This window comes from Portibacter marinus (genome assembly GCF_021533195.1).
GTDB lineage: Bacteria > Bacteroidota > Bacteroidia > Chitinophagales > Saprospiraceae > Portibacter > Portibacter marinus.
In genome coordinates this window covers 382,505-396,046 of sequence record NZ_JAJNKB010000003.1, presented here as the reverse complement: position 1 = coordinate 396,046, position 13,542 = coordinate 382,505, and the positions used below count along the sequence as shown (strand labels likewise).

The window sequence follows — 13,542 nt, the reverse complement described above, 5'->3', positions numbered from 1 at the left end:
AAAAATGAGTTTAAGCTACAATTTTGGAGTAAGCACCTGGCTTTGGGAGTCTCCTTTCAAAACTTCATCCATATCACTTTTTCCAAAAATCAAGAAAATGGGATTTGATCTGGTAGAAATACCTGTTGAGGACCCGGAATTAATTAATGGAAATGAAGTTGTGGAAGCTTTGAACGCCAATGATTTGAAAGCAAGTATATGCGGGGTTTTCGGACCTACGAAGGACTTGACTGCAGATGATACACAACTTCATGAAAATTGCTTCAAATACCTTCGTAAATGTTTTGAGCTGGGAAATGTTTTGGGAACAAAGTTTGTGGCGGGGCCAATGTATTCTGCTGTTGGGAAGGCTAGATTGGTTCCTCAAGAGCAAAGGAATCGGGAGTGGTCCAGAGCAGTTGAAAATCTGTCTAAGGTTTGCCTCATCGCTGAGCAGTTTGGACAAGAGATTGCTTTAGAGCCATTGAATCGATTTGAATCCGACTTAATTAATACGGCAGATGATGTTCTTAAATTGGTGAATGACATCAATCATCCCTCCGCAAAAGTCATTCTCGATGGATTTCATATGACAATTGAGGAAAGTGATATACGCAAAGCAATCAATACAGTGGGTGATCATTTGATCCATATACAAATCAGCGAAAACCACAGAGGCATCCCCGGCACAGGGCTGACTCCCTGGTCTGAATTTGCCAAAGGATTATTAGATATTAATTACCAGGGATCAATAGTTATTGAGAGTTTTACGCCTGAAAACAAGGAACTGGCGGCGGCAGTTTGTATTTGGAAAAACCTGGCCAAGAATCAGGATGAGTTCGCTTCCAAGGGATTGGCACACATGAAAACAGTTTTTAAAAATTAAACGAGTTGAAAATGAAAGATCGTCAAATAAATATTGCAATTGTGGGATTGGGATTCGGTGCAGAGTTTATTCCCATTTACCTTCGACACCCTCAAGCCAACATGATGGCGGTTTGTCAGAGATCTGAGCAATCATTGAATGAAATTGCTGACAAGTTTAAAATCGAGAAACGATTTACTTCATTCGATGAGCTGATTCAAGATCCTGAAATCGACGCAGTACATATTAATACGCCAATACCAGATCATGGGATTCAATCTATCAAAGCATTGAAAGCCGGAAAACATGTAGCGTGTACGGTACCGATGGCGACTACAGTGAAGGAATGTGAGGAGATTGTCAATCTCACAGAGGAAACAGGTTTGACCTATATGATGATGGAAACTGTGGTTTATGCTAGAGAATTTCTCTTCATGAAAGAATTGTATGAAGAAGGAGAGCTTGGTAAAGTTCAATTTTTAAAGGCTAGTCATCAGCAGGATATGGATGGATGGCCTAATTATTGGCCGGGGTTGCCGCCAATGCATTATGCGACACACTGCGTTGGTCCTGTCTTGGGTTTCACTAGAGGAGAGGCAGAGTATGTATCTTGTTTTGGTTCAGGAACGATTAGAAAAGAACTCATTTCACATTATGATTCGCCCTTCGCTGTACAAACGACACATATTAAATTTAAAGATTCAGACCTAAGTGCTCAGGTTTATCGATCATTATTTGATGTTGCCCGACAATATCGAGAAAGCTTTGAAGTTTATGGGTCCAAAAAGTCAGTGGAATGGCCATTGAAAGAAGGTAATCCTCTGGTAGTGCATACTGCAAAGAAACCTGAACCCGAAATTCCTGAAAACGTAGATGCACCCGACTATGCGAAACTTCTGCCTAAAGAAATACAACCTTTTACCACAGGAGGCGTGTATGATTCAGATGAGCATCAACACTTATCATTTACTCAAGGTGCAGGACATGGTGGGTCACATCCACATTTGGCACACGAATTTATTTCGGCATTAATTGAGAATAAATCACCTTACCCTAATGCCAGACAGTCAGCAAATATCACTTGTGTTGGTATTCTCGCCCATGAATCAGCTCTGAAAGGTGGAGAAATCATTAAATTGCCAGAGTTTACCTTTGAAAAAAAATAAGCTTCGTGATACTTGTTGACTTTCAAAATAATCTATGAAATGATATTATTTGAAGAGTTTAAAACTCCGTAGCGTGAAGAGTTGATAGCACCGTAATAGCATAAATTGTTAGACCCATTTCAATTCTCCAAAGCTGTAGGCTTTATAAGCTCCATCTTGCTCCACGATGAGATTGCCTTCCCGGTTTACAAATAAAACCTTGGCAGAGAAAAGGTTGTTTTCCTGATCTTCGAAAAAACGGATTTCATTCTTGGCATATAGATGATCGTTGTATCTTTTGTCCTGGATCTGGAGATTCCTTTGAAGCAGCATGTATTCTGTTTTGATATCGACCAATAAAAAGTCGAGCAGTTCCCTTTTATCAAAATCCACTCCTAACTCCAGTGCTAATGAAGTTGCATTCAAATCAGCAGGAAATTTCTTCTGATTGACATTAATGCCTAAGCCGATCACTGAGGCATTCATTCTACTTCCAGCAATAATATTTTGAATCAGTATTCCTCCTATTTTTTTGGGACCGCAGTATATATCATTAGGCCATTTAATTTTAACTTCTTTGGAGGCCAAAAAAGAATGTAGGGTATTTTGCACGGCAAGTGAAATGGCCTTACTCAATGAAAATTGTTCATGAACAGGAAGAAATTCGGGATAAAGGATTATCGATGAAAGTAAGTTTTTTGTAGATTCTGACATCCATTGTCTGCCATATTGTCCTCTACCATATGTCTGAAAGTCAGCCGAAATCACAGTTCCTTCTGCTGGAGCGTTTTTTGATATAAGATTAAGCGCGTATTTGTTAGTAGAGTCTGTCTCCTTAAAGTGATAGTGCTTAGCGCCGGCGAATAGGCTGTCTAATTTAGTAGGCAATAAACTATTTATTTAGTAGTTTTGTTTGTAACAATGAACAGGTAAAGATAATAACAACTTAGGGTGATTAAAACTTTGCCTAACAAATAATTAAATAACAATTTGAATAATACAAAGCAAGCAACTCAGGCCGTTTCGGATACCTCCGAGCTGAATGAGTTGATCATAGATTCTATACAAGACATCAAGGGAAAGAATATTGTTAAAATTGATCTACGCTCTTTACCTGAGGCTCCTGCCGATTATTTTATCATTTGCGAAGGCGATTCCACAACACAAGTTTCAGCAATAGCGGGTAATGTGTACAAAAGGGTTAAGGATGAAATGGGATTCATCCCACATAGAGAAGGTCAGGAAGCTTCTACCTGGGTTTTAGTAGACTATTTCGATACAATCGTTCATGTTTTCTATCCGGAAACCAGAGCTTTATACGATCTTGAAGACCTTTGGAGCGATGCCGACTTTACAGAATTTCAGAATTTGTAATTAAATGAGCCTGAGGCTAAGTTATGAGTGAAAAAGGAAACGATAATAAGAACAAAAACAAGTCAAAGATAAATTCGTATTGGATTTACGGGATATTGATTGCTTCGATTCTCGTGTTCAATATATTTATGTACAGCAGTGCCAATGCACCTACTACAACATTGAATTCCTTTGTCGAAATGGCAAAGGCGGGTGACATTAAGGATGTAGAAGTAATCAATGGTAAAACAGTCAATGTTTACTTGAAGAAAGAAGCCCTTGATAAGTACGGCGACATTAAAGAAAACAATTTTGTAACAGGAGTTAATCCCCATTATACTTTTGAGATTGGATCTGTAGAGACTTTTGATCGATATGTTGCTGAATTGAAAGAAGAAGGCACCATTGTGGATCCGGTTTATAAAACAAAGGAGTCCTGGTTAGCACCATTGTTAGGCTGGGTCTTACCGTTTGCTATTTTAATTGCTATCTGGCTATTTATTATGCGTCGCGTAGGCGGTGGTGGAGCAGGGCCTGGAGCTCAGATTTTCAACATAGGGAAATCTAAGGCTGCACTCTTTGATAATAATGCGAAGGTCAATGTCTCCTTTAAAGATGTAGCCGGTTTGGATGAAGCAAAAGAAGAGGTCATGGAAGTGGTCGATTTCCTAAAAAACCCAAAGAAATACACCTCACTTGGTGGTAAAATACCGAAAGGAGTGCTGCTGGTAGGCCCTCCGGGAACCGGTAAGACACTTCTTGCTAAAGCCGTTGCAGGCGAGGCAGGTGTTCCATTCTTTTCGATCTCTGGTTCTGATTTCGTTGAGATGTTTGTGGGGGTAGGTGCTTCGAGGGTACGTGATTTGTTTAAGCAAGCGCGGGAGAAAGCCCCATGTATTGTATTTATAGATGAGATAGACGCTATTGGTCGTGCAAGAGGAAAAGGAGCGATGCAAGGTGGAAATGATGAAAGAGAAAATACCTTGAATCAACTTTTGGTTGAGATGGATGGATTTAGTACGGATAAGGGTGTAATCTTAATGGCTGCCACGAACCGTCCGGATGTATTGGATTCGGCGCTCTTAAGACCAGGACGTTTTGATCGCCAAATTGGGATAGACCGACCCGATCTCAAAGGAAGAGAGGCTATTTTTAAGGTGCATCTGAAGAATATTAAGACAGGTCCAGATATTGATGCGAGTGAGTTATCAGAAATGACTCCGGGATTTGCTGGAGCGGATATTGCAAATGTGTGCAATGAAGCAGCTTTGATCGCGGCGAGAAGAAATAAGAAAGAAGTCGATATGGACGACTTTAATTATGCATTGGACAGGGTAATTGGTGGTTTAGAGAAAAAGAACAAACTGATTTCTCCTAAAGAGAAACAGATCATTGCCTATCATGAAGCCGGTCACGCCATATGTGGATGGTATTTGCCTTATGCATCACCATTGGTCAAAGTAACCATCGTTCCCAGAGGAATAGGAACATTAGGTTATGCCCAGTATTTACCAAAAGAAGAATACATTACCAGAACTGAGGCATTACTGGATAGAATGTGTATGACATTCGGTGGCCGAGCAGCGGAAAAGTTGGTTTTTGGAAAGATATCCACTGGTGCCCAAAGTGACCTTGATCAGGTGACCAAAATGGCGTACAGCATGATATCTGTCTACGGAATGAATGAAAAGGTTGGAAATGTTTCCTTTTACGGCATGTCTCAAGACCAATACAGTAAACCATATTCAGATGACACTGCTACACTCATAGATGATGAAGTAAGAAAAATGGTAGAGGCACAGTACATCAGAGCTCAGGAGCTTCTTAAAGACAAGCGTCAGGAATTAGAAATTTTAGCTCAGGCCCTACTTGAGAAAGAGGTCTTGCTGAAATCTGATGTGGAAACCTTGATCGGCGAACGTCCTGCAGAGCCTACATCGGAAGCGGAGGTTTTTGCAACTTCTAATGGAGTGAAAGACGATAAAGAATAGTAAAGTTTGCATCCTGATGCTCTAAAAAAAATAAAAAGGCTGCCAGTTTTCTGACGGCCTTTTTTGATATTAATAGGTAATTACGCAGTCGAATCATTGCAGTATTTCGCTTGATCCATTTAGAATAATTCAGTAACTTACAGATCTTATGCCCAACAGGATAGAATCAGATAGTATCATTAGAGACAGGCAGGATAAGCTTCAGGATTCCACTGACCAGTCTAATGCTGAGTACGTTACTCAGTTAGAGAAATCTTCTTCTCTTATGCCTCCTGAAAAACCATTTGAAACGGAAGCAGCACAAGACAAAACCAGACCTGATAAAAAGAAGGATGCCTCCAGAAACAATGAATTTGTCCAGAAAATAAAAGGTTCTACGAATGAGATTGAACGCATCGACAAGACCAATGAAGTCAAGTTACATCTGCTGACTGAAGAGTATCAAAAAATCGCTGATAAGCTTGGTCATGAATCTTTATCGAAAAAGGATGAGGCAAGCCTGGAAGCAATTTTGGGTGATGTACAAGAGAGAATCGAATTATATAAATCGAAATTACAAGCAGGTGCAATGAGTTCACTAAGTGGAGAACTGGAGATGGAAGCGACCGATGGAGAAGGAGATGGTGAAGAGGGTGCTGATGTCATCATGGATGGCCTTAAAGATCAGGTTTTAATGGCTGCTCCAGGGATCATTGCCGGGAAGAGAGACGAGGAAGAAGAAGAGGAAGAGAAAGCAGACGAAAAAGAAATCGATCAGTAGGACCTCGGACTTAATGATGGAATTTAGGGCTGCAGTCCGAGACTTGTAGTCTAAATGGACAGAACTTGAAATTAAGTCCAAGATCATCCAGTGTTAAAACACCAGCTTCTAGCCAGCCCAAAAATTAATAACTGTTCAAATCTTCTAACTCAATATATTTCTCAGCATATTCCATGGCATCAATACCACGGATGGCCTTTATAATTCTTAACTCTTTTCTGAATACCAATTCTATGAAAAAATCGCAATAGCTGTATAAGTCTATTCGTACTTCCTCACTTTCTATGCTTTCCACTTTAGAAGCTTTGTGTTTCGCGATATTCAACTGCTCATCCATGTCCAGGATGTTAAACGATTCAAGATCGTGCTCGTAATGCTCCATCTTACTAATCTTTATTTGCTAACTGCCCACATGCTGCATCAATATCTTTACCTCGACTCCTTCTAATGGTCACCATAATATCCTGCTTTCTAAGATAAGATGCAAATTCATCGACAGCATCTTCTTTACTTTTAACAAATTCCACTCCATCTATAGGATTATATTCAATAATGTTCACATTGACGGGAAAACGTTTACAAAGTCTGGACAGATTTTTCGCGTCTTCCAGCGAATCATTAAAGTTTTTGAAGGCTATGTATTCGTAACTGATTTTATTCCTCGTTTTCTGATAAAAATAATCCAAAGCATCCATCAGTGCTTCAAGGGTATTGGTTTCATTAATGGGCATGATTTCGTTTCTCTTCATATCGTCAGCGGCATGTAAGGATAAAGCCAAATTAAATTTGACACCATCATCAGCCAATTTCCGGATCATTTTGGCGATACCTGCTGTACTGACTGTGATCCTTCGAGGTGACATATTGAGCCCGTGATCTCCGGTAATCAATTCCACACTCTCCAATACATTCTTATAGGCTAATAAAGGCTCACCCATACCCATATAAACGATATTGGTTAATGGGTGATCAAAGGTTTCCAGACTTTGCTGATTGACCTTAACCACCTGATCATAGATCTCTCCGGCATCCAGATTTCGCATCCGTTTCATTTGACCCGTCGCGCAAAATTTGCAGGTAAGACTACAACCCACCTGGGAAGAAACACAAACAGTAAACCTGCGATCATCAGGTACAGGAATCAACACTGATTCGATAAAATGTTCATCATGAAGTTTGAATCTGGATTTAATGGTGCCGTCATTGGAGCGCTGAAACTTATCGAGCGAAATGGCATTAATGATGAAATTCTCCTTCAAAAATTCACGCAAACCTTTAGAAAGATTGGTCATTTGGTCAAAACCAACAGCACCTTTTTTCCACAACCACTCATATATTTGCTTAGCCCTAAAAGCTGGTTCCCCTTGTTCTTTCATGAGCACTTTCAAATCTTCCACCGAAAACTTTCGAATATCTGCTTTAATGACTGTTTCTGACATGATGCAAAGGTAATAAAAACCCCAAAGACCAATCTTTTACGTTTTGCGCACGTTATATTTACGATTACAAGAAAACACATTAGATGTACATTAAATTTAAACTGGTCATTTTCTTACTGGTGATGGGCATTACAAGTAGTATTTCGCAGGGAATATATACGGAATCAGATATTGCTGCTCAAGACCTTTTGATCGCAGCGAAAAAAGAGGTTTTGCTGGGCGACTTGGAAGAAGCGGTAAAAATATACAAGAGATTACTGGAAGAACATAACGAAATAGCTGCAGCCTACGAACTTTCGCGCATCTATGTAAAAAATGATGACTTTTCTACTGCGTTGACATATGCACAGAGAGCTTATGACGCGGAACCTTCCAATCAATGGTATTTAATTCAGCTGACCGATTTGCTTAGTCTCAACAATAATGATGAAGAGGCTGCCAAGCTATACGAAAAGTATACGCAGGAAGACCCGCTTAATGAATATCATTATTTACAAGCGAGTTACCATTACTTAAAGGCAGATCAGCCTAAAGATGCCATCAAGATATTAGATAAACTAGAGGAGAACAGAGGTATAACGGAGGAGATTATTCAGAGAAAGTTTGAAATCTATGACGTCATGGGGAAGGAAAAAGATGCGCTCAAAGAACTAGAGAAGTTGAGCGAAATGTATCCTTCTGAAACCAGATACTTACACAATATCGCCGGATATCTGAGGTCAATGGACAAAGAAAGTGATGCTAATAAGGTGATGACCAGGATCCTAGAGATAGATCCTGACGACGAAACGGCTCTCCTTTTTTCAAAATCTTCTGGTAAAAACAAAGATGCGAATTACCTGAGATCATTGGTGCCGGTCATCAAGGATCAGAGAATTGATCTCGACAAAAAGGTTATTGAATTGATTCCATATTTGCAGGAATTTGCAAATACAAGCGAAGACGAATTGGGTCAGAGTTTACTGGACATTACGCTGATCATGGATGAAATCTATCCTAAGAATGCCAAAGTGAAAAGCATATTAGGAGATATTTACTTCTATTCACAAAAGCTGGAGAATGCAAGTGAGGCATATGCTGCATCTGTGGACATAGATAAATCGATTTGGACGGTTTGGTCACAATTATTTCTGACCTTAGATCTTATTCAGGATTTTAAGACCATGAGGGAATATAGTGAGAAGGCCATCGATGTTTATCCTAATCAAGCATTAGCTTACTACTATAATAGTGTCTCCTATTTGGAAATTGGTGATTTAGGGGAAGCCCAAATGTCAGCTGCTGAGGCCAGGATGGTTTCCGGCAATAATCCGGCGGTGACTCCTGAAATAAATTTACTGGAAAGCAAAATCAAATTTAATGAGAAGGACTACGATTCTTCACTGGAACTGATCAAAAAAGCGATAAGTGGGGCCACAGCCAGTAATCCCAGAATGCTGGAGCATCAAGGTGATGTCCTCTGGGCATTAGACGAACAATCGGCTGCAAAGGAAAGTTGGAAAATGGCCATTAAGGCAGGCGGTAACCCTGATCGGATCAACAAAAAAATAAGTGGTGAAGCAAATCTTAATAATTAGTCTTTTACTGGTGGTTTCCTGTACTGGAGCCAAAAAAGCAGGAAAAGGAACCTCAGGAATGAAGGAACTTTCGGCGGCTGAGACCATCAAAAGAGTTCAAGCCGGAAGATTTAGTTTCGATCGGTTAAATGCAGATACAAACCTGGGCATTAAATCAGATATGTTCAATGGGTCTGTAAGTGCTAAAATTAGAATGGTTAAAGACAGCGCCATCTGGATGTCTGCGTCCAAACTGGGATTCGAAGTAGGTCGGGTATTGATTACGCAGGATTCTGTTTTCGTTATTGAGCGCTTGCAAAAGACTTTTATCAGAGAATCAATAGATGAAATTTCGAAATTAGCCGGTGTTGACCTGGACTTCGAAATGATACAGGACCTCATGATCGGAAATCCTTACCTCCATCCCGTTGATAATACCGTCACTTACTTTGATCGGGATAGTTTGCAGATTTATCCGGCATTCGATGAGTATCGTATTGCGCATACATTTACCAATGGAAACTTCCGATTGGTCCGAACCACGGTCAGAGACGAAGCTACCAAAACCGCAGTCGTCATGGATCTGGATGAATATAATTCGACTTCAGATAGTCAGATATTTGCCTACTTTCGTAAAATTGTCGTTGATAATGAAAATGAGCTTTCTATCTCCTTTAAAGATGTGGAACTTAACGTTGAAAAAGACATCAGGTTTTCTATACCTTCTTCTTATTCTCCTCGCGAGTTTTAAGGTCAATGGTCAATCCAGAGAAGATCTTGAACAGAGAAGAAACGACATCATTCAAAAGATCGATGATACCAATGAACTTCTGAAAGAGACTGCTCAAAATAAAAAGGTCATACTATCAGACCTGGTCATTATTGAATCTCAGATAGCAAATAGAAAGCTACTCTTGGAGCAGGTAAGTGAAGAAATAGAGCTGATAGAGAAAGATATTTTAAGCCATGCTTTTGAACAGGAGGAGAAGCAAAGGAAGGTTGATTCTCTAAAACTTCAATATAATAAGGTGCTTAGGGCTGTATACAGACAAAGGGCTCTTCATAACCCCATATTGGCTCTACTATCCTCAGAATCCGTCAGCCAGGGTTTACTCCGAGCTAATGTATACTACAGACTCCAGGAATACGTTGGTGATAAATTGGCCTACATCAAAAAAGAGCAGGCCTTATTGGAATCTCAAATTGCCTCCATGAGCCAGGACAAGGATCAAAAAAGAGATGCACTTAAAAGGATTGCGGAACAGTCTGCAAAGCTTGAAAATGAACAGGCAAGACAGAATGTAATGATCGCTTCGTTACAGGAAGACGAAAGTCTATTAAGGGAAAATTTGGATAAGCAAAGAAAGGATCGGGAAAGGATGAATGCAGAAATTGAGACCGTGTTAAAATCAGAATTGAAAGCATCAAAAGAAATAAGCTCGACGGATTCAGCTTTTGATCAACTGAGAGGTAATATGACTGCTCCGGTTAGGGGTGGTGTCATTACCTCAAAGTATGGCAAACAGCCACACCCCACCATGAAAAACATCACCATCAGTAACAATGGGGTTGATATGAGAGCGCCTTTAAATGCAGAGGTTATGGCTGTTTATGAAGGAAAGGTGGTGAGTGTTTCCCAAATGTCAGGTTTCGGGGTGACTGTCATTTTAGAACATGGAAAATATTATACAGTTTACTCAAGGCTTGGTGAAGCTTTTGTAAAGAAAGGTGACCAGGTCAGCAAAGATCAAGTGCTGGGAAGACTCGAAGTGAAAGATGACAGCAGCGAATTTCATTTCGAGATATGGAAGGATAATAAAACCCAGAATCCACAGGTGTGGTTGAGTAATTAAAATAGAGTCTCCCGCTAGAACTGGCGTTCAATAACGGGAGACCAATGGAAAAATTTGCTTCATATTTCCTTAAAAACTCACCCTGCTTCTCTCTTCAGAAGAGCCGGTTTCAATTTGCACTTGCTTAGCCTTATTATTACCAAAGGGATATGTATACGTTAAGTCAATGGATCGAAGACTGACATCAAAGTCTATAAAGTAGTCGTTCTGCTCCGTTTCAGTTGACGATCTCCAAATAAAAGTGTGAAATATGTCTGAACCGCGAAGCGCTAAATTGGCTCCATTCTTCATTTTTTTACTCACACCAATATTAACCATCATTAAAGGTTCAAATACACTGATTCCCCAGAAATTATTATGTATGTAGTTGGCAGATAAATTCAGGCTGAAAGCCTTTGATAAGCTGATTTGCTGCGAGTGATTAATTGTAAAATTGTCCTGAATAATAGACGATCTGTCGTCTCCTAAAATCAATTCTGTTCTGCTGGCCAACAAAGTGTTATTAACCGTCCACCAATCTGTCAGATTAAAAGGTACTGTCAATTCGGCGATATATGCGTTGCTTTGAGGAATATTCTGTGGCGCCCACACGATATATTGATCTGAGCCGCCGGTTGCTGGTTGGAAACCAACGATCAAATTTTGGATTCGATTGTATTTTAAAGAAATCCAATAGCTCTTATAGGTATAACTCACATCTACTCCATGGGTAATTGCCGGCAATAAGGATGAGTTCCCTTGTACCAATACACTGGGAGATAGAAAGAAAACAAAAGGTGCCAAGTCTGTATAAGTGGGTCTGGTTACTCTGCTGTTTAAAGCTAAATTGATAGCATTTTGAGCATCAAAACGATGTGAGTAATTGATGTTAGGGAACCAGTTTCCGTAGTTCCTGTCCACAAAATTAGCTTCAGTATCGGAACTCAGTTGTGTAATGGTATGCTCATATCTTATACCCGCGTTCAGTTGATCAAATGGGCTGATCTGATAGCTTACACTAGAATATACTCCTATGATGTTTTCATCCATCGTGGCCTGTGCTGCTAATTCATCGATAATTTGACTGTACGCAGACCCTGACTCTCGTGAATCAATATCATTATCGAAATTACTGATGGCGATCTTGCCACCCATTTTTAATTGAAAGTCAGAATTCATCTGATTGGTATAATCTACATTTCCTATGTGAAAGCGGATGGGTGTATACTTCTCAAGAAATAGCATACTGCGCGCATCCATCAACTGCTCTATTAAAGTGTACTCAGTGGGTTGATTGTTCTGATAGTATAGATAATCGTAGAAGCCTTTGATAGACTGATTATCATTGATTTGATGCCTGAATCCAAGGCTGCTTGAGAAATTCAGCCAGGTATTTTTCTCAAAAATATAGATATCAGAATCTGTAATGAGATTGCCATCAATTACTTCAAAAGCATTTACAGTATCATTCGTAACCCAAAATCTGTTTATTCCAGAAAGATTAAGACTGACTTCTGTGTCTGGTGTTGCACTCCAATTGAATCCAAGATTATAGTTGTGGAACTGAGTATAGGGATTTCTTTTGTTTTTGCTTTCACTTTCATAAATCTGTCCATTTCCTCTAAGTACACTGGCTGTATTAAATTGAAAAATGTTTTTATCATAAGAGTAAGAGTAATCGCCATCTATGTAAAATTTTTCCATTTTATGAGAAAGATTACCTGCAAGATTGACATTTGGTCCTCTGTTATAACCACTGCCGATTACCATCCTGCCTCTGGTCCCTAAGTCTTGATCTTTTTTAGTTCGTATGTTAATATACCCGGCATTCCCTTCTGCTTCATATTCGGAGCCAGGATTAGTAATTAATTCTATCTCTTCTACATTGTCAGCACTCATGCCGTCGAGCAATGAAATGACGGCATCTATAGGTAGTCTGACGATCTTTTCATTGAGCATCACATTGACACCTGTCTTGCCTCCCATGCTAATGCTTTCCCTCGTCACCGTGACTCCGGGACTCATGGATAAAACTTCAAGTACCGAACTCCCTTTATTGATAGCATTACTTTGAACGTTAATCGTAGTTCTATCAGCTTTTTTTTCAAAGAGCACTTTTTTGGCCGAGACAGTTACTTCATCTAATTGGGTGTGATCTGTCATTAAAATATGTGTGCCAATGTTGATGTTCTGGTCACTCTGAACAATTTCTATAGGACTTGAGCTTTCTACAAATCCAATCATACTGATCCGCAGTATGTATTGACCTGGTAGAATTGAAACGTTAAATTCGCCATTGGCATCAGTGATTGCGCCTTTATACAATGTGGAATCCACGGATTGAAAAAGAATAACATTAGCAAACTCTAAAGGAGCATCATCCTCCTGTAATACTTTTCCTGAAATATTTTGAGCGCTCAGTAATTGAGAAAAGAGCATCAGTTTTAGCAAAACTGATGTAAAAGCGTACATCTTGGTTTTCATTGGGCTTGGTTTATTAGGGTTATAACAACTTCCAATACAGTAAAGCTAGATGATTAGGTGAAAACTCAGTTTCACTATTCATTATGATTAATGACGTATTTCATAATACTTCTATTTTTCTTGTACTATTCTGTAATT

Annotated in this window: 12 protein-coding genes; 8 read left to right on the top strand and 4 right to left on the bottom strand. The window is 39.5% G+C overall.

Going from position 1 to position 13,542, the window contains the following annotated elements; genetic code table 11:
• The first annotated feature begins 4 nt into the window (after positions 1–4).
• Positions 5–865 carry a sugar phosphate isomerase/epimerase family protein gene (locus tag L2567_RS09370; RefSeq protein ID WP_235297497.1) on the top strand — a complete coding sequence of 287 codons (861 nt, stop codon included), beginning with the start codon at positions 5–7 and terminating at the stop codon, positions 863–865.
• Positions 866–876: 11 nt separating this feature from the next.
• A complete protein-coding gene (locus L2567_RS09365) occupies positions 877–2,010 on the top strand; it encodes a Gfo/Idh/MocA family oxidoreductase (protein ID WP_235297496.1) in 1,134 nt (377 codons plus the stop codon).
• A gap of 108 nt (positions 2,011–2,118) precedes the next feature.
• Here L2567_RS09365 and L2567_RS09360 read toward each other — a convergent pair whose 3' ends face one another.
• Positions 2,119–2,877 carry a biotin--[acetyl-CoA-carboxylase] ligase gene (locus L2567_RS09360; RefSeq protein WP_235297495.1) on the bottom strand — a complete coding sequence of 253 codons (759 nt, stop codon included), beginning with the start codon at positions 2,875–2,877 and terminating at the stop codon, positions 2,119–2,121.
• Between the two features lie 102 nt (positions 2,878–2,979).
• On the opposite strand from L2567_RS09360, the gene rsfS reads away from it, so the two are divergent.
• From rsfS to L2567_RS09345, 3 genes are all read left to right on the top strand, one after another.
• Entirely contained in the window at positions 2,980–3,363 is a 384-nt protein-coding gene (gene rsfS / locus L2567_RS09355; protein ID WP_235297494.1) for a ribosome silencing factor, read from the top strand.
• 23 nt (positions 3,364–3,386) lie between these two features.
• On the top strand, positions 3,387–5,333 hold the full coding sequence (gene ftsH / locus L2567_RS09350) for an ATP-dependent zinc metalloprotease FtsH (protein WP_235297493.1): 1,947 nt from the start codon (positions 3,387–3,389) through the stop codon (positions 5,331–5,333).
• 148 nt (positions 5,334–5,481) lie between these two features.
• On the top strand, positions 5,482–6,093 hold the full coding sequence (locus tag L2567_RS09345) for a hypothetical protein (protein WP_235297492.1): 612 nt from the start codon (positions 5,482–5,484) through the stop codon (positions 6,091–6,093).
• A gap of 124 nt (positions 6,094–6,217) precedes the next feature.
• Here the strand turns inward: L2567_RS09345 and L2567_RS09340 are convergent, their stop codons facing one another.
• Together L2567_RS09340 and rlmN are read right to left on the bottom strand one after the other, a co-directional pair.
• A complete protein-coding gene (locus L2567_RS09340; RefSeq protein WP_235297491.1) occupies positions 6,218–6,475 on the bottom strand; it encodes a hypothetical protein in 258 nt (85 codons plus the stop codon).
• 4 nt (positions 6,476–6,479) lie between these two features.
• Complete coding sequence (rlmN, locus tag L2567_RS09335) at positions 6,480–7,532, bottom strand: 23S rRNA (adenine(2503)-C(2))-methyltransferase RlmN (protein WP_235297490.1); 1,053 nt, start codon at positions 7,530–7,532, stop codon at positions 6,480–6,482.
• Positions 7,533–7,615: 83 nt separating this feature from the next.
• Between rlmN and L2567_RS09330 the strand changes: the two genes are divergently transcribed.
• From L2567_RS09330 to L2567_RS09320, 3 genes are read left to right on the top strand one after another with little or no spacing between them, the layout of a single operon-like run.
• Positions 7,616–9,109 (top strand): tetratricopeptide repeat protein, encoded by a 1,494-nt coding sequence (locus tag L2567_RS09330; protein WP_235297489.1) that lies wholly within the window; start codon positions 7,616–7,618, stop codon positions 9,107–9,109.
• On the top strand, positions 9,087–9,839 hold the full coding sequence (locus L2567_RS09325; protein WP_235297488.1) for a DUF4292 domain-containing protein: 753 nt from the start codon (positions 9,087–9,089) through the stop codon (positions 9,837–9,839). The genes L2567_RS09330 and L2567_RS09325 overlap by 23 nt, the downstream gene beginning before the upstream one ends.
• Positions 9,769–10,941: a murein hydrolase activator EnvC family protein gene (locus L2567_RS09320; RefSeq protein WP_235297487.1), complete on the top strand. Its 1,173-nt coding sequence runs from the start codon at positions 9,769–9,771 to the stop codon at positions 10,939–10,941. Before L2567_RS09325 ends, L2567_RS09320 begins: the two co-directional genes overlap by 71 nt.
• 69 nt (positions 10,942–11,010) lie before the next feature.
• Here the strand turns inward: L2567_RS09320 and L2567_RS09315 are convergent, their stop codons facing one another.
• Positions 11,011–13,404 carry an outer membrane beta-barrel protein gene (locus tag L2567_RS09315; RefSeq protein WP_235297486.1) on the bottom strand — a complete coding sequence of 798 codons (2,394 nt, stop codon included), beginning with the start codon at positions 13,402–13,404 and terminating at the stop codon, positions 11,011–11,013.
• Positions 13,405–13,542 lie beyond the last annotated feature (138 nt).

Bases quoted from the DNA above. Each gene is read 5' to 3' on its own strand.
- L2567_RS09370 (WP_235297497.1), top strand. From the start codon at position 5: ATGAGTTTAAGCTACAATTTTGGAGTAAGCACCTGGCTTTGGGAGTCT.
- L2567_RS09365 (WP_235297496.1), top strand. From the start codon at position 877: ATGAAAGATCGTCAAATAAATATTGCAATTGTGGGATTGGGATTCGGT.
- ftsH (WP_235297493.1), top strand. From the start codon at position 3,387: ATGAGTGAAAAAGGAAACGATAATAAGAACAAAAACAAGTCAAAGATA.
- L2567_RS09345 (WP_235297492.1), top strand. From the start codon at position 5,482: ATGCCCAACAGGATAGAATCAGATAGTATCATTAGAGACAGGCAGGAT.
- L2567_RS09340 (WP_235297491.1), bottom strand. From the start codon at position 6,475: ATGGAGCATTACGAGCACGATCTTGAATCGTTTAACATCCTGGACATG.
- rlmN (WP_235297490.1), bottom strand. From the start codon at position 7,532: ATGTCAGAAACAGTCATTAAAGCAGATATTCGAAAGTTTTCGGTGGAA.
- L2567_RS09330 (WP_235297489.1), top strand. From the start codon at position 7,616: ATGTACATTAAATTTAAACTGGTCATTTTCTTACTGGTGATGGGCATT.
- L2567_RS09320 (WP_235297487.1), top strand. From the start codon at position 9,769: ATGTGGAACTTAACGTTGAAAAAGACATCAGGTTTTCTATACCTTCTT.
- L2567_RS09315 (WP_235297486.1), bottom strand. From the start codon at position 13,404: ATGAAAACCAAGATGTACGCTTTTACATCAGTTTTGCTAAAACTGATG.